Consider the following 15,003-nt stretch of genomic DNA (forward strand, 5'->3'; position numbering starts at 1 on the left):
TATTTTACTGAAAAATGGTGTCATTTGCAAATGAACATTGTGATGAAAAATTTCAATATACCAATCCATATTTTCTATTGTAAGCGTATACAATACATTATACAATAGAATAAAAGGAATGTTAGAGAAATAGGCATGTTTTGATTCAATTTTGTATAAAGTGTGAATAAAAAACTTTTGTATGCCAATCCATTTACTTTTTGTAAAAATAAGTTAGAATTAGAAGTGTTTACATAGGGGGAAGGATCATAAAGGGGGAAGGGAAATGAAATGGAATCCGCTTATTCCATTTTTACTGATCGCTGTTTTAGGAATTGGTCTGACTTTCTTTTTATCAGTAAAGGGGCTTGATGACTCTCGTGAGATTGCGAGCGGGGGAGAAAGCAAGTCTGCTGAAAAAGATGATGCGAACGCTTCACCGGAAGACATTTACAAGGCAAATTGTATCGCGTGTCACGGGGAAAATTATGAAGGAGTTTCGGGTCCGAGTTTAAAAGGTGTAGGAGATAAGAAGGATGTCGCTGAAATCAAAACAAAGATTGAAAAAGGCGGTAATGGAATGCCTTCCGGTCTTGTTCCGGCTGATAAGCTTGATGACATGGCAGAATGGGTGTCTAAAATTAAATAAAGGATGTATCTTTCTCCTTATACGTTCTCAGGCCGCCGAGATGTTCTCGACAGCCTTTTATTTTTGTCCGTCATCCCATACTTGATGTTGTTCCTGCAAAGAAATAAACTGAAAATCATTCGCTCAGCTTGGATTCCGGGCTGATTTTTTATATGATAGAAAAGGAAAAAATGATTGAGAAAAGTTGTGATGACTAGTGAACGAATTAAAATTATCAAAACGATTACAAACAGTAGCGGAGTACATACCGGTTGGAGCAGTAGTAGCGGATATTGGTTCTGACCATGCTTACCTTCCCTGTTATGCGGTGCTGAATCATAAAGCCAGCAAAGCTATTGCTGGAGAAATAACAGACGGTCCATTCTTGTCTGCCAAACGGCAGGTCGAAAAATCGGGCTTAAGCGCACACATAACGGTAAGGCAAGGAGACGGCCTGGAAGTGCTTCAGAAAGGTGAGGCTGACGCCATAACAATTGCCGGAATGGGCGGGTCACTGATCGCTCATATTTTAGAAGCAGGCAAAGAAAAACTGACAGGTAAAGAACGGCTTATTTTACAGCCGAATATTCATGCCGTTCATATTAGAGAGTGGCTGTATAAAGAAGGATACGCACTTATTGATGAAGTGATTCTTGAGGAAGACGGAAAGTGCTATGAGGTACTTGTCGCCGAATCCGGAGACAGAGATGCAGCTTATGCAGGAATTTCTTTGCCGGCCGGAATGCTCGTAGGCCCATTTTTGGCAAAAGAAAAGAATGCTGTATTTTTGAAAAAATGGACACAAGAGCTTCAGCATACTCAAAATATATATGAACAGATCAGCCGTGCTGCAACATCTGAAGATAACAAACAGAAATTGAAGGAACTAACCGATCGAATGAAGCTATTAAAGGAGGTTATCGATCATGGCTAAAACGGTAAACGGACAGCAAGTCATCCAGCTGTTTGAACAATTTTCTCCGAAAGCCTATGCAGTTGAGGGCGATAAAATCGGTCTGCAAATCGGCAGTTTAAATAAACCGGTTAAAAATGTGATGGTTACGCTGGATGTATTGGAAAGCGTTGTCGATGAAGCGATTGAAAAAGATGTTGATTTAATCATTGCGCACCATCCTCCTATTTTCCGGCCGCTAAAGCATATTTCAACTGATCAGCCCGGCGGAAGGCTGATTGAAAAGTGTTTGAAGCATGATATTGCTGTCTATGCGGCTCATACTAACTTAGATGTTGCTGATGGCGGCGTAAATGATCTGCTTGCTGAGGCCTTGGAGCTGAGTGAAACTGAAGTATTGGCCCCTACTTATACCGATCCTCTTAAAAAGCTGGTCGTATACGTGCCGAAAGAATATGAGGAGCAGGTCAGAGGAGCGCTGGGAAATGCGGGGGCAGGCCATATCGGTGAGTACAGCCATTGTGCGTTTTCATCTGAGGGCATTGGCAGCTTTAAGCCACTGGACGGCGCACAGCCTTTTATCGGAGAGGTAGGAGAGCTTGAGCTCGTTCATGAAGTCAGACTGGAGACTGTGTTTCCTAAAAGCATAGAAAAAGCCGTTATAAACGCAATGATAAAAAGCCATCCATATGAAGAAGTGGCTTATGATGTTTATCCTGTCGAACAGTCACCAGCTGAAAAAGGGCTAGGCCGTGTCGGAACACTTAAAAATGAAATGACGCTTCAGGAATTCGCTTTGTTTGTGAAAGACAAGCTTCAAGTGAACGGCGTCAGAATGGTGGGACAGGCTGACAGCATGGTGAAGAAAGTAGCTGTTCTCGGAGGAGACGGGAACAAGTATATCCACCAGGCAAAACGAAAAGGCGCAGATGTTTACGTTACAGGTGATCTATATTTCCATGTTGCCCATGATGCGATGATGCTTGGTCTGAATGTCATTGATCCAGGCCATTACGCTGAAAAAATCATGAAAGAAGGCGTCACAAAAAAACTGACGTCAATGTGTAAGGATAAAAAAGTAGACGTCAATATCTTTATTTCTGAAACGGATACAAATCCATTTACTTTTCTATAAAAAAACTGAGGCTGTGAGGGCCTCAGTTTTTTGCTTTCACTTTCGGAAGGATTTTTTTGAGCGGAACATTGTGTTCGATTGTCCAAGTTGATGGGTCTTCATGATCGAACTGTTCTAAAAAGCGAATCACTTCTTTGGTGATCGGTGTCGGTGTTGAAGCTCCGGCAGTAACGGCAACGGTATTTACGCCTTTAAGCCATTCCAATTTTAATTCGCTTAGATCGCCGATTCGGTACGCTTTTGTTCCGGCTATTTCCTCTGACACTTGAGCGAGCCGGTTTGAATTGTTGCTTTTCGGGTCGCCGACAACGATCGTTAAGTCCGCTTTTTTCGCCTGTTCCGATACAGCTTCCTGCCGTACCTGAGTAGCCAGGCAAATCTCTTGGTGATATTCAACGTGAGGATATTTTTCCTTCACAAGCTCCATAATATCGTGAACATCCCATTGAGACATTGTCGTTTGGTTTGTTACGATCAATTTTTCAGCTTGGGTATCGAGATTTTTGACATCTTCCGGCGTTTCAACCAAGTGAACGATATCAGGCGCAACGCCAACCGCTCCTTCCGGCTCCGGATGGCCTTTTTTGCCGATATAGATTACGTGGTATCCTTTTTCTTTCATTTCTAAGATTAAATTGTGGGTTTTCGTTACATCCGGACATGTAGCATCTATTGCGACTAATCCTTTTTCTTCGGCGATTCGTCTAACCTCGGGAGAAACGCCGTGCGCTGTGAAAATGACAGTTCCTTTGTCAACCTGCTTCAGGATGTCCAGTCGATTAGCGCCGTCCAATGTATAAATGCCATCTTCCTCAAACGCATCAGTGACGTGTTTATTATGAACAATCATCCCGAGTATATAAATGGGTCTTGGCAAGCTTTTATCCAGTGCCGCGTTTTTAGCGATTACCATAGCGTCAACAACACCATAGCAATAGCCGCGCGGCGAAATTTTAATTACGTCCATTTTCGGTTGTCCTCCAATACAGAAGTGAGTAAAGGCAATATAAAAAGCCGTAATCAAACGGCTCTAATCTTGCATTCTTCTGATCTCCATTATAGCCAAACTCACTCCAGATATCAAAGAATGTTAAATATATAATCTCGGCTTAGAACTGCCGGATGTTTTTTTCGGGGAAGGAGAGGGCGTTTCCTTTTTCTGTGAGACAGATGTTTTTGATTTTTGTTCCTTTAAGTCCGGTGCTTCTGTTTTTTTTGCAGGTGATGAACTGCTTGCTTTTGATTTTTTCTTTTCGGCAGAGTCGTTGGACGCAGTTTTCTTTTCTGTTTCTGCACTTTCTTCCGATTCTGTCTTCGTTTCTTCTTCAGTGCCCTCTGTATCATCGTTTTTGCTTAATTGACTGTAAAGCTTTATCATTGCCGGCAGATTGCGGACTAAGGGTCCGTACTGCTGGATCATTGGGGTGACTTGCTGCGCCATGCCGAGCACTTTTTGCACATTGTTGAGCATACTGGATAACGATGCCGGATTGGCGAGATTTTGAATGCCTTGCAGACCTGCTCCTCCGCCTGCGGCTGCTCCGGGGGCCCCTGTGCCTCCTGCGCCGGGCAAAAATTTAGACAGCATCCCTTTTAAGCCTGTACCCGCCCCATTTCTTGCTCCGGCGTTTGGCTGAGGAAGAAATTGCTGACCTGATTGCTGGAAACCTTGCTGCGGCGGACCAAATGAAGGCCTTCGCATTTCAGGCGCTGTTCTTCCCATCATGCGCTGGTTTTGCATAGGGCGGGGAGGACCGGGCTGCGGATAGTTTCTCATTGGCTGCTGCTGTGAAAACATACTTGTACCTCCTTTCAGTTCTCTCTGCTATTACAATATGCATGGGTTTCGGTATTTGCTTTCCTTATCTGAATAAAACAAACGCCTTCCAAACGTGGTGTTTTTAACGTAAATCGGGTATAATGTGATGATGGACACATAATGTGCCGCTTTAAGGAGCTGGGAAAAATGAAAGAAACTAAATTTGATGTGTATGAATTGAAACCGTTTATTATAGATGCAGTACATCGCCTTGGTTTTTATGAACCGACTGATATTCAAAAAAGGCTGATTCCTGCTGTATTAAAAAAAGAAAGCGTCATCGGACAGTCTCAGACGGGAACCGGAAAGACTCACGCTTACTTACTTCCTTTGTTAAATAAAATTGATCCTGCTAAGGATGTCGTTCAGGTGGTCATCACGGCTCCGACGCGCGAGCTTGCCAACCAAATTTATCAGGAAGCGCTGAAAATCACGCAGGGTGCAGAAGGCGATTCGATCCGTTCGAAATGTTTTATCGGAGGAACAGATAAGCAGAAAGCCATTGATAAACTGAAAACGCAGCCGCATCTAGTCGTCGGAACGCCGGGACGGATTGCGGATTTAATCAAAGAACAGGCATTAAGTGTTCATAAAGCTGAGTCTCTTGTTATTGATGAAGCGGATTTAATGCTGGATATGGGGTTCCTTGCAGACGTTGATTACATTGGTTCACGCATGCCGGAGAATCTGCAGATGCTTGTGTTCTCTGCAACTATTCCGGAAAAGCTGAAACCGTTTTTGAAAAAATATATGGAAAATCCGAAATATGCCCACGTGGAGCCGAAACAGGTCACTGCTGCAAAAATTGAGCATATTCTTATTCCTTCAAAGCACCGTGATAAGGACAAGCTCCTTTTCGATATCATGTCTAATCTGAACCCATACTTAGGCATTGTGTTTGCCAATACGAAAAACACTGCCGACCATATTGCCAAATATTTGATGGGCAAAGGTATGAAAATCGGACTTCTGCACGGCGGCTTAACGCCTCGTGAGCGGAAAAAAGTCATGAAGCAGATTAATGATTTGGAATTCACTTATGTAATTGCAACTGACCTCGCCGCAAGAGGCATTGATATTAAAGGTGTCAGCCATGTCATCAACTATGAGCTGCCTGATGATCTTGATTTCTATGTTCACCGTGTGGGCAGAACAGCGCGCGCGGGTTCTTCAGGACAGGCCATGACAATTTATGAGCTTTCTGATGAGGATGCATTGGTGAAGCTTGAGAAAATGGGTATTGAGTTTGATTACCTGGAGATTGAAAAAGGCGAATGGAAAAAAGGCGATGACCGCCAGCGCCGCCAAAAGCGTAAAAAGACGCCAAACGAAGCAGATGAAATCGCCCATCGTCTCGTGAAAAAGCCGAAGAAGGTTAAGCCGGGTTATAAAAAGAAAATGAGCTACGAGATGGAGAAAATTAAGAAAAAACAGCGAAGAAATCAATCTAAAAAAAGAAAGTAGGGGAACCGGTTGTTGAGAATAGGTTCACACGTCTCTATGAGCGGAAAACATATGCTTCTGGCTGCGAGTCAGGAAGCAGTCTCTTACGGGGCGAACACGTTTATGATTTATACAGGTGCGCCGCAAAATACGCGCCGAAAAAAAATTGAAGACTTAAATATAGAAGCCGGCCGCGCTCACATGCAGGAAAACGGGATCGACGAAATTATCGTACACGCGCCTTATATTATTAATATTGGCAATACGACCAATCCGGCTACGTTTGAGCTTGGTGTTGATTTTCTCCGCTCTGAAATTGAGCGGACAGCTGCTATCGGCGCGAAGCAAATCGTCCTTCACCCGGGTGCTCATGTTGGCGCGGGAGCCGAAGAAGGCATTAAAAAAATTATTGAAGGTTTAAATGAAGTCATTGATCCGAATCAAAATGTGCAGATTGCATTAGAAACAATGGCAGGCAAAGGATCTGAATGCGGCAGAAGCTTTGAAGAGCTTGCGCAAATTATTGATGGCGTGACACACAATGAGCATTTGTCTGTATGCTTTGACACATGCCATACACATGATGCCGGCTACAATATTGTCGAAGATTTTGACGGAGTGCTGAATGAGTTCGATAAAATTGTCGGTATTGACAGAATCAAAGTGCTCCATATCAATGACAGCAAAAATATCAAAGGCGCGAGAAAAGACCGTCATGAAAATATTGGCTTCGGGGAAATCGGGTTTGACGCATTGCAATATGTCGTTCATCATGAGCAGTTAAAAGACATTCCGAAAATCCTTGAAACGCCGTATGTCGGTGAAGATAAAAAGAACAAAAAACCACCGTACCGTTTTGAAATTCAAATGCTGAAAGAAAAGCAATTTGACAACACATTACTCGAAAAGATTTTACAGCAATAAAAAAAGGGGGGGGATTGAATTCCCCCCTTTTTTCAGCTTGTGAACTGTTTGAAAAGTTCATGAACGGTTTGAGCTGTTTCTTTTGAAGTAATGGATTCTACTTGTTTCAGCAGCCGCGTACGTTCCTGCTCATTAAAAATATTCACATTTTTCCCGTATAACAGGTTTGCTACTTCAACTGCCTGCGGTTTTGACAGACTGATTCCGTATTGCTTAGAGTACTTCAATAAATCTTCAGCAGTGGCTTGATTGAGCCTCTGCAAAATAATTCTTTGAAATAATATCATCGAACATTCCACCTCTCAGACATAATGTATGGGCAAATCAGTAAAATGTGTCAGCATTTCATGGTAAAATAGAGTCATAGTCTATTTAAAATAGTTATTGCAGGAAAGGAGATTTTATGACCCCAACAAAACAACACAAAAGAGAATCATTTACCCATTTTATATTCAGGGTCATCATGATTCTGATTGGAGCTGCGTCTGCGGCGGTAAGTATTGAATTATTTTTAGTCCCCAATGATTTTATTGATGGAGGCATTATCGGTGTATCACTTATTTTAGACCACCTCTTTATGTCAAACCCCTTTCTGAATTTCGCTGTATTCGTTGTCATCTTAAACATTCCTTTTATGATCTTCGGATATAAATATATCGGTAAGACCTTCCTCGTTTCTACTGTTATCGGGATTGTCGGCCTTGCCTTAATCGAATCCTCGCTTCACCACGTAGAAGCCATTACGACACAGCCTATTCTGGCTACAGTATTCGGAGGTCTTTTGCTCGGCTTTGGTGTCGGGCTGGTGATTCGAAACGGTGGTTCAATGGACGGCACAGAAATTCTCGGTATCCTTCTAACGAAAAAACTGCCGTTTTCAGTTGGTGAGTTTGTGATGCTCATCAATGTATTTATCTTTATTTGGGCCGGTTTTGTGTTCGGTCCTGAGCAAGCTATGTATTCTTTCATGACTTACTACATTGCCATGAAAACCATTGATGCGGTCATCCAAGGGCTGGATGAAACAAAAGCTGTGATTATTGTCTCGGACCAGTATGATGAGATTTCCGACGCAATATTACACCGTCTCGGACGCGGAACAACGAAGCTGAAGGGAAAAGGCGGCTATACAGACGAGGAAAAAGATGTGATTTATGCAGTTGTCACAAGGCTGGAAGTGACCAAGCTCAAATCCATTGTGTTTGAAGTCGACGATAATGCATTTATTACAATTATGAATACTCATGAAACAAGAGGCGGTAAATTCAAAACCGCAATCCACTAGGCTTTCATTTACTTTTATTCATTTTATGGGTATAATTTTATCAGTAGTAAAGAAAATGGCTTGCTGGTCAGACAGCTGCCATTTTCTTTTTGATATATAAGATACGTTCGTTCTTAAGCAAAGCGAAAAGGGGGCCCTTCATGAACGTACAAGAAGCGCTGAACTTACTGAAAGAAAACGGATATAAATATACAAGCAAACGGGAAGATATGCTTCAGCTTTTTGCTGATTCGGACAGGTATCTGACCGCTAAAAATGTACTGTCTGCACTAAATGATGATTATCCCGGTTTAAGCTTTGATACGATTTACAGAAACCTTTCTTTATATGAAGAGCTAGGTATTTTGGAAACGACTGAGCTCTCCGGTGAAAAGCTGTTCCGATTTAAATGCTCATTTACTCATCATCACCATCACTTTATTTGCTTGGCTTGCGGCAAAACAAAGGAAATTGAGTCTTGTCCGATGGATAAGCTCTATGATGATCTAGATGGCTATCAGATCAGCGGGCATAAATTTGAGATTTACGGGACATGTCCAAGCTGTGAACAGGAAAAGCAAGATCAACCTTCTGCGTAAGAGTTAAGGATAGAGAAAAAGGAGCCTGATCAGGCTCCTTTTTTAATTTTTCACACGTATGAAATAATGTTTATTTTCATTTATCCATTGAACCGCTTCGAGCCAGTTGTTAACTCTAATGATATTTGAATCGATCGGAAGCTGGTTATAAGGCGAATTGAATAAAATCACCGGTATACCGGCTTCTTTTGCAATCATCATTGCGTTTCCGTGATGATCCTCAAAAAACAAGTCGATGTCATGTTTTTTGACCGCTTCGACTTTATGATGCCCGCCCACGAGCTCTATGTGGTCATAATGGATGTTTTGTCTGTCAAACCATTCGAACGTAACATCGCTTAAATGAGTCCTTCTCGCCGTAATATAAATCAGCCGGTGCTCCTCTTTGAGGAGGTCAAGGGACTGTTTTGCATGCTGCGCAAGAAGTGCTTCTTTATATATGATTGCTTCATTTTGATTCATCCAATCCCAAAATTCTTCCTGTGTAATATGTAACAGTTTTGTTAAATCATAATCCGTCATATCGTTTAATGAAATGGAAAGATTAAACGAGCGGTTTAAATAAGGGACGAATGTATCCTGAGCCGTGATTGTGCCGTCAATATCTATTCCTAACCGTAACATGCCCACACTCCTTCAGTTTCATCCTTTCAAGTGTAACATAAACAATTAACATTACCAGAAAAGTTTAGCAAACATGAATCAGCAAAAATGGATCAAACTATAAAAGCTCCTTTAATAAAACAGAAGGGGGAATTGAAGGTGGCAAACGATTACGAAAAACGTGATAACAACAGTTACTATGTAGATCATGGTTCTGAAGGAACAAATATTACCCGCGACAATGATGGTTTTTTTGAGGAAACGGCTGCTGAAATTGCAGAGCCTTTCCGTGCTTCTGACCGAAGCGGTGACCAAGAGAATGACCGCAGCGGCGGAAATGTCAATGAAGGACGGGGGATAGGTTATATCGCTTTAGCCTTGTCCATTATTTCATTGTTTGTTCTTCCTGTTTTGTTGGGAGCTGCCGGTATTATTGTCGGCTATATCGCAAGAAGAAGAGGAGCCCAAAGCCTGGGTGCATGGGCTATGGGGATTGGTGTTGTTTCATTAGTGCTTGGAATATTTATTATTCCATTTTTCTAATACAAAAAAGCTTGACGGGTTTCCGTCAAGCTTTTTGTGTTTCTTCATCTAATTTCGCTTTTTCAGCCTCAAGCTTTGCGTAGTGCTCTTCAGCAAGTATGTCGATTTCTTTTTTCAGTTCTTCAACCATTGTTTCTTCTGGAACCTTACGGACAATTTTACCTTTTCGGAACAGAAGGCCTTCGCCGCGTGCTCCAGCGATGCCGATATCAGCTTCTCTTGCTTCACCCGGGCCGTTTACCGCACATCCGAGAACGGCGACTTTAATCGGCGCTTTCACTTTAGAAATATATTCTTCCACTTCGTTGGCGATACTGATCAAATCAATCTCGATACGGCCGCAAGTCGGGCATGAGATGAGGGTTGCAGCGTTAGAGGCCAAACCAAAGGATTTCAATAGCTCTCTCGCTACTTTAACCTCTTCAACCGGGTCTGCGCTTAATGAGATACGCAGGGTGTTACCGATGCCCTTGCTTAAAATCGCGCCAAGTCCTGCTGCGCTTTTTACTGTACCGGCAAACAGCGTTCCTGACTCGGTGATTCCGAGGTGAAGCGGGTAATCAAATGCTTTTGACGCTTTTTCGTAAGCCTCGATGGCAAGGTTTACGTCAGAAGCCTTCATGCTGACGATAATATCGTGAAAATCTAGATCTTCAAGAATCTTAATGTGATGAAGAGCGCTTTCTACCATGCCGTCTGCTGTCGGATATCCGTATTTTTCTAAAATCCGTTTTTCCAATGAACCTGCGTTTACACCAATTCGGATTGGAATCCCTTTTTCTTTTGCCGCTTTAACGACCGCTTCGACTTTTTCACGGCGGCCGATGTTGCCTGGGTTGATTCGTATTTTATCTGCGCCGCCTTCAATGGCTTTTAACGCAAGCTTATAATCAAAATGAATGTCAACAACGAGCGGAATGGAGATGCGTTTTTTAATATCCGCAATGGCGTTTGCCGCCCGTTCATCCGGACAAGCCACCCGCACGATTTGGCATCCGGCTTCAGCCAGCCGGTTAATTTCCGCAACCGTTGCTTCTACATCATGTGTTTTGGTTGTTGTCATGCTTTGGATAACGACTTCATTGTTACCGCCTATTGTTAAAGGTCCCACTTTAACGGGACGCGTTTTTGTACGATGGGTGATTTCACTCACTTGTCAATCGCTCCTTAATTGTAGTTGCCGCTTCTAGATAGAATAAACCTAGTATGGTGTATGTCAATGTATTTTACAAATTATATTGTAACAGTGTATTCGCCGAACTGACAAGAAATTAACGTTAATTATGGGTAGACCGGGAATTTGTATGCTGTTCCTGCTTGAATCGTATTGGCTTTTACACTTGGATTAAGCGTTTCAAAATCCTTTACAATATCGTCAGGGGAACTTGCAGACCCGACAATTGACATGACCGTGTCACCCGGTTTTACCGTCACCGTTTTATACGCTGTTTCCTGTACAGCTGTTTTTGCCGATGCTTTATAGACAGGGAGGTTCTGAATGGGGATCGTTCCAATTTTAAGATCATAAAAAATAATAAAAAGGATAAAGAGAATGCTGAATACAAAAGTGAGACGTTTCATTGATTTTGCCTCCCGCATACAAAATTTTTATAACATTGTATGCTTGTCCGTGTTGATTCATGACAAAAGAAAACCCTAGGCTAGACCTAGGGTTCCAAGAAAATTCCAGTATGACATGAAAAATACTCTCCAGAGTGCTATATATGTTTGGTTCGCCAACCAAAAATGAGCATACGGAGGAGTTATGATGTCAAAAGACAGTAATAGTTCAGCGCATACTACTTGGAATTGTAAGTACCACATCGTAATTGCTCCGAAGGACAGAAGACAAGTAATTTATAGGAAAATCAAAAAAGGTATTTCAGAATATCCCCCACCCCTTATGTGAAAGAAAAAGCGCGTTGAGAAGTTTCGTAAGTGTTTTGTATTCTGCATCGACTGCGATTGTATGAGGCATAGCTACGCGTTCATTTTTACTTTACTGAAAAAAATGTAAACACTTGACTGTCACGAACCATTGACAGATTCAACCACTGTCCCTCCAAGACAAGTCCGTTTCGGTTGAAAGTCATATGCAAATAAACGTTCCAATTTTATTTTTCAGAAAGTATCACTCTCACAATCGATTGTGCTCAATTTAAATTTCTCGATCCTCTGAGTAGGACTAGGCTCTAACGGTTTTTTGTTTACTTCGCGATCTATTTTTAATTTCTTGGGTCAACTTGATTTTGAATAGGCGCCGCATATTTTCTTCATAATGGCTTTGAGTGCGTCCTGTCGATGGAGGATAGACAAGATTGAGATTCATAGCTTCCGGTATACGATATTTGTGGAATATGGCCGATGGTCTCGCGAATGGAATGATGCTCAAATTCATATAGGATGAATACCGCCGAATCAACACTAGGCAGTCCATAATGGAAAATTAAGAAGTAGATTCACCATAAATTAAAAAAAGTACAATGTTTCTTATGATTTTCACACCAGTCCAAATGATCAGCTAAACAAGTTTACTCACTGCACAACGATTTGTTCACGTTGTTTTTTCGCTTTACATATTGAACAAAAAAGATTGTCGTTATATCCAACGAATGGACTTTGTCTCTTTTTTTATGTGATCGATTTTTGAAGGAATCTCTTTGACTAAAATATAATGCAGTCAAAAAGATGAGTGAGCTATAATAAAGTGGTGATTTATTATAATATAAAACGCATATACCATTATTTACAAAAGCTGAAGGATTTGTTAGGATTACATAGTAATAGTTTTAAAGGAGGAACATAGTAATGAAGCAAAGAAAATTTTCAGTGTTTTTAATTTTGCTGCTAATGGCAATGCTCGTAGCACTACCTAAAGAAAAAGCAGAGGCAGCAAGCAGTGGTTGGCAATCAGTAAGTGGTATCTCTGGTTGTAAGATAAGAGTTATTACTGATGCGTATACATATACTAAAAGTGCTACCTCTATTGATGCTTATGCTGAGACAAATGGAAAATGTGGTAAATTAAATTATAAGAGTTTTGGTGTTTCTATTGTCGAAGGTGGGGACATCGGTCCTCAATACTCAGGGTATTTTTCGAGTAGAACACCAACTAAAAAGTTTTATTTCAGTAAATTACCAAAACCGACAGGTGTACCTTGGGCAGTAGGTTTATCTGTGTACAAGGGGAAAGCTAAGGGAGCAGCATTTGTTTATATAAATCCTCAGAAAAGATAATAATATATTATTGCTAAAGCTCAAGAGGATTGGAAGAGATAATTCTAGTTTTTTTGGTACTAAATTTGAATTCGAATTAAAAAGCTAGGTGCCTGTCGGCACCTAGCTTTTTAATATATATTTTTAGACAAAATTATTTCATAGCACTTTTTTGAAAAATGTGGATATAAATTTATTTTCTGTTGGTGACTAAAAAAGAAAAAAGTTTTATATATCTTTACCCTGCGCTTCAATATTTTACAAAGGATTTGTTCTGAAGGATAGATTCTGGAAATTCAACGGTAATCATTACTGTTTTTTTAGACATTGTTTTAATTGGCTGAGATTAAAACATCAAATTATTTCACAACTGAAAATTTCCGGACCCAGTTCTCGTACAAAAAACTATTTATTTAGAATGAAATTCCTTCCCAAGAAAAGAAAGGGTAGCATCCAAGTTGTTAGATTGGCCTTTTTACACTGTTTGCTTAAAGAGAAAGTTACACATGTACCAGCCTTTTTTTGAAAAGATTCCTGAAAATTAACCGCTATTTTTTTAAGATTTCTTTTTTTTAGTCGGGAGCTCTTTTAATACGAGAAACAGGATGACAAAGTTAACAAACCAGTTGACTAAAAATTCACTTGGCACCGTTGTTTCTAACGCACGCATAATCGTAAAAAATATTGTTGAAAGGGTAATGGAGTAAGCAGAAAGCTTCCATAGCTGCTGGTAAGACAGCTGCTTTTGCTGAGCGTTCTTTATGATTAGCCCGATAAGCGCCAAGAATGATACCTCAATAAATTTTCCCGCCGCTGTCACGAGAAAAATGAGTACCGAGAGAACAGTCACGATCATTGTTTTATTTTGGTTTAACCCTGCAGTGACATCTTTTTTGGTTAAATCTGACGGCATCATTGAGTAAGCCATCTCTTGGGCCTGTCCGTCAATGGCCAAAACAAACTTATCCTGAAGTATACCTATTGCGTTTTGCTTTGCTTCGACTTGTTCCGTGCCATATGCATCCGTCGGATCAAACACAATGACAAAGCCGTTTGCCTTTGATTCTGTGGCTTTTTTTTCATCCGTCTGAAGTTTGCCGTTTGAAATTGTGAAATCAGGGAAATCTTTGTTTAATACGGATTTAAAGCCGTTCATAGATTGGACGGTCCCTGAGCTTACATAATAAGCAGTGGGGATCGCAAAAAGGACAGAAAGCAAAAATACATAAAGAATCGCTTTTCCGATTCCTTGAAATCTTGTTTTTGCAATATCCCGTGGAGAGTATGTACTTTTGATGAAAAGCTGAAATACATTCACTGTCTTCACTTCCTAGCTATACAATATATTTGCTTATTGTATCGTTGCCTGCGTATGAATACAAGGAAGACCTGCATTGGCAGAAGTGTAAGATAAGAGATGTAAGCATAATGAGGAGGATGGATTCTATGGATATTTTGTATTGGCTGTTGATCGCGGCACTATTTATCATCGCTTTTATCGGGCTTGTGTATCCTGTTATTCCAAGTGTTGTATTTATCGTTGCCGGTTTTGTATTATACGGATTTTTGTTTTCTTTCAGTCCGTATTCCTATATGTTCTGGCTGGTTGAAGCTGTATTCGCCGCAGTATTATTCGCCGCAGATTACGTTTCCAATCTGATTGGTGTAAAGAGGTTCGGCGGAAGCAAAGCTGCTATTTGGGGGAGTACGATCGGGTTGTTGATCGGTCCCTTTGTGATTCCGGTTGCGGGGATTATTTTAGGGCCGTTTATCGGAGCTGTTTGCGCAGAGCTTATCGTACATCAAAACGATGTAAAATCAGCGTTTAAAATTGGGCTAGGCTCATTGATCGGCTTTTTAACGGGGGTCATTGCAAAGGGAATTATTCAGCTTTTAATGATCGGATATTTTTTATGGACTGTCCTGTAAGAATTGCT

At 41.1% G+C, this 15,003-nt stretch carries 17 protein-coding genes and 1 pseudogene; 11 read left to right on the forward strand and 7 right to left on the reverse strand.

The features are described 5' to 3' along the window. Positions 1-265: 265 nt before the first annotated feature. From cccA to ACQVGS_RS08420, 3 genes are all read left to right on the forward strand, one after another. Entirely contained in the window at positions 266-628 is a 363-nt protein-coding gene (gene cccA / locus ACQVGS_RS08410; protein ID WP_003237051.1) for a cytochrome c550, read from the forward strand. Positions 629-872: 244 nt separating this feature from the next. Further along, entirely contained in the window at positions 873-1,541 is a 669-nt protein-coding gene (trmK, locus tag ACQVGS_RS08415) for a tRNA (adenine(22)-N(1))-methyltransferase TrmK (RefSeq protein WP_400153669.1), read from the forward strand. After that, positions 1,534-2,655 carry a Nif3-like dinuclear metal center hexameric protein gene (locus tag ACQVGS_RS08420; RefSeq protein WP_024122080.1) on the forward strand — a complete coding sequence of 374 codons (1,122 nt, stop codon included), beginning with the start codon at positions 1,534-1,536 and terminating at the stop codon, positions 2,653-2,655. Before trmK ends, ACQVGS_RS08420 begins: the two co-directional genes overlap by 8 nt. Positions 2,656-2,677: 22 nt before the next feature. Here the strand turns inward: ACQVGS_RS08420 and ACQVGS_RS08425 are convergent, their stop codons facing one another. Beyond that, on the reverse strand, positions 2,678-3,622 hold the full coding sequence (locus tag ACQVGS_RS08425; RefSeq protein ID WP_024122079.1) for a 4-hydroxy-3-methylbut-2-enyl diphosphate reductase: 945 nt from the start codon (positions 3,620-3,622) through the stop codon (positions 2,678-2,680). Positions 3,623-3,745: 123 nt separating this feature from the next. Further along, positions 3,746-4,453 (reverse strand): VrrA/YqfQ family protein, encoded by a 708-nt coding sequence (vrrA, locus tag ACQVGS_RS08430; protein WP_400153482.1) that lies wholly within the window; start codon positions 4,451-4,453, stop codon positions 3,746-3,748. Between the two features lie 168 nt (positions 4,454-4,621). Between vrrA and cshB the strand changes: the two genes are divergently transcribed. Then, positions 4,622-5,938 carry a DEAD-box ATP-dependent RNA helicase CshB gene (gene cshB, locus ACQVGS_RS08435; RefSeq protein ID WP_024122078.1) on the forward strand — a complete coding sequence of 439 codons (1,317 nt, stop codon included), beginning with the start codon at positions 4,622-4,624 and terminating at the stop codon, positions 5,936-5,938. Positions 5,939-5,947: 9 nt separating this feature from the next. Next, positions 5,948-6,841: a deoxyribonuclease IV gene (locus tag ACQVGS_RS08440; RefSeq protein WP_095713289.1), complete on the forward strand. Its 894-nt coding sequence runs from the start codon at positions 5,948-5,950 to the stop codon at positions 6,839-6,841. A gap of 32 nt (positions 6,842-6,873) precedes the next feature. On the opposite strand, the gene ACQVGS_RS08445 is transcribed toward ACQVGS_RS08440, so the two are convergent. Beyond that, the gene (locus ACQVGS_RS08445; protein ID WP_024122076.1) at positions 6,874-7,128 is read right to left on the reverse strand and encodes a DUF2624 domain-containing protein; all 255 of its coding nucleotides are present in this window, start codon (positions 7,126-7,128) and stop codon (positions 6,874-6,876) included. A 116-nt stretch (positions 7,129-7,244) separates the two neighbouring features. Between ACQVGS_RS08445 and ACQVGS_RS08450 the strand changes: the two genes are divergently transcribed. Both ACQVGS_RS08450 and zur read left to right on the forward strand, forming a co-directional pair. Further along, positions 7,245-8,126 carry a YitT family protein gene (locus ACQVGS_RS08450; RefSeq protein WP_010334965.1) on the forward strand — a complete coding sequence of 294 codons (882 nt, stop codon included), beginning with the start codon at positions 7,245-7,247 and terminating at the stop codon, positions 8,124-8,126. 140 nt (positions 8,127-8,266) lie between these two features. Then, entirely contained in the window at positions 8,267-8,704 is a 438-nt protein-coding gene (gene zur / locus ACQVGS_RS08455; protein ID WP_010334964.1) for a zinc uptake transcriptional repressor Zur, read from the forward strand. Positions 8,705-8,746: 42 nt separating this feature from the next. Here the strand turns inward: zur and ACQVGS_RS08460 are convergent, their stop codons facing one another. Then, positions 8,747-9,328 (reverse strand): nucleotidase, encoded by a 582-nt coding sequence (locus ACQVGS_RS08460; protein WP_024122075.1) that lies wholly within the window; start codon positions 9,326-9,328, stop codon positions 8,747-8,749. A gap of 132 nt (positions 9,329-9,460) precedes the next feature. Between ACQVGS_RS08460 and ACQVGS_RS08465 the strand changes: the two genes are divergently transcribed. Continuing rightward, positions 9,461-9,850, forward strand: a complete 390-nt coding sequence (locus ACQVGS_RS08465) for a DUF308 domain-containing protein (RefSeq protein WP_082687864.1) — start codon at positions 9,461-9,463, stop codon at positions 9,848-9,850. A gap of 25 nt (positions 9,851-9,875) precedes the next feature. Here the strand turns inward: ACQVGS_RS08465 and ispG are convergent, their stop codons facing one another. Further along, positions 9,876-10,994, reverse strand: coding sequence for a flavodoxin-dependent (E)-4-hydroxy-3-methylbut-2-enyl-diphosphate synthase (gene ispG, locus ACQVGS_RS08470; RefSeq protein ID WP_173400513.1), 1,119 nt, complete (start codon positions 10,992-10,994; stop codon positions 9,876-9,878). A gap of 137 nt (positions 10,995-11,131) precedes the next feature. Next, on the reverse strand, positions 11,132-11,431 hold the full coding sequence (locus ACQVGS_RS08475; protein WP_095713288.1) for a LysM peptidoglycan-binding domain-containing protein: 300 nt from the start codon (positions 11,429-11,431) through the stop codon (positions 11,132-11,134). Between the two features lie 187 nt (positions 11,432-11,618). On the opposite strand from ACQVGS_RS08475, the pseudogene ACQVGS_RS08480 reads away from it, so the two are divergent. Next, positions 11,619-11,766: pseudogene (locus tag ACQVGS_RS08480) on the forward strand (transposase); the annotation flags it as partial. A gap of 892 nt (positions 11,767-12,658) precedes the next feature. Continuing rightward, positions 12,659-13,087: a cell wall-binding protein YqgA gene (yqgA, locus tag ACQVGS_RS08485; RefSeq protein ID WP_044154538.1), complete on the forward strand. Its 429-nt coding sequence runs from the start codon at positions 12,659-12,661 to the stop codon at positions 13,085-13,087. A 535-nt stretch (positions 13,088-13,622) separates the two neighbouring features. Here yqgA and ACQVGS_RS08490 read toward each other — a convergent pair. Further along, the gene (locus tag ACQVGS_RS08490; protein ID WP_491831388.1) at positions 13,623-14,384 is read right to left on the reverse strand and encodes a DUF1189 domain-containing protein; all 762 of its coding nucleotides are present in this window, start codon (positions 14,382-14,384) and stop codon (positions 13,623-13,625) included. A gap of 128 nt (positions 14,385-14,512) precedes the next feature. Here ACQVGS_RS08490 and ACQVGS_RS08495 point away from each other — a divergent pair, with 128 nt between their 5' ends. Further along, positions 14,513-14,995, forward strand: a complete 483-nt coding sequence (locus tag ACQVGS_RS08495) for a DUF456 domain-containing protein (RefSeq protein ID WP_216394004.1) — start codon at positions 14,513-14,515, stop codon at positions 14,993-14,995. The last annotated feature ends 8 nt before the right edge of the window (positions 14,996-15,003 follow it).

It is taken from the genome of Bacillus sp. SD127 (assembly GCF_058566445.1).

Bases quoted from the DNA above. Each gene is read 5' to 3' on its own strand.
- cshB (WP_024122078.1), top strand. From the start codon at position 4,622: ATGAAAGAAACTAAATTTGATGTGTATGAATTGAAACCGTTTATTATA.
- ACQVGS_RS08425 (WP_024122079.1), bottom strand. From the start codon at position 3,622: ATGGACGTAATTAAAATTTCGCCGCGCGGCTATTGCTATGGTGTTGTT.
- ACQVGS_RS08445 (WP_024122076.1), bottom strand. From the start codon at position 7,128: ATGATATTATTTCAAAGAATTATTTTGCAGAGGCTCAATCAAGCCACT.
- yqgA (WP_044154538.1), top strand. From the start codon at position 12,659: ATGAAGCAAAGAAAATTTTCAGTGTTTTTAATTTTGCTGCTAATGGCA.
- ACQVGS_RS08450 (WP_010334965.1), top strand. From the start codon at position 7,245: ATGACCCCAACAAAACAACACAAAAGAGAATCATTTACCCATTTTATA.
- vrrA (WP_400153482.1), bottom strand. From the start codon at position 4,453: ATGTTTTCACAGCAGCAGCCAATGAGAAACTATCCGCAGCCCGGTCCT.
- ACQVGS_RS08495 (WP_216394004.1), top strand. From the start codon at position 14,513: ATGGATATTTTGTATTGGCTGTTGATCGCGGCACTATTTATCATCGCT.
- cccA (WP_003237051.1), top strand. From the start codon at position 266: ATGAAATGGAATCCGCTTATTCCATTTTTACTGATCGCTGTTTTAGGA.
- zur (WP_010334964.1), top strand. From the start codon at position 8,267: ATGAACGTACAAGAAGCGCTGAACTTACTGAAAGAAAACGGATATAAA.
- ACQVGS_RS08460 (WP_024122075.1), bottom strand. From the start codon at position 9,328: ATGTTACGGTTAGGAATAGATATTGACGGCACAATCACGGCTCAGGAT.
- ACQVGS_RS08475 (WP_095713288.1), bottom strand. From the start codon at position 11,431: ATGAAACGTCTCACTTTTGTATTCAGCATTCTCTTTATCCTTTTTATT.
- ACQVGS_RS08420 (WP_024122080.1), top strand. From the start codon at position 1,534: ATGGCTAAAACGGTAAACGGACAGCAAGTCATCCAGCTGTTTGAACAA.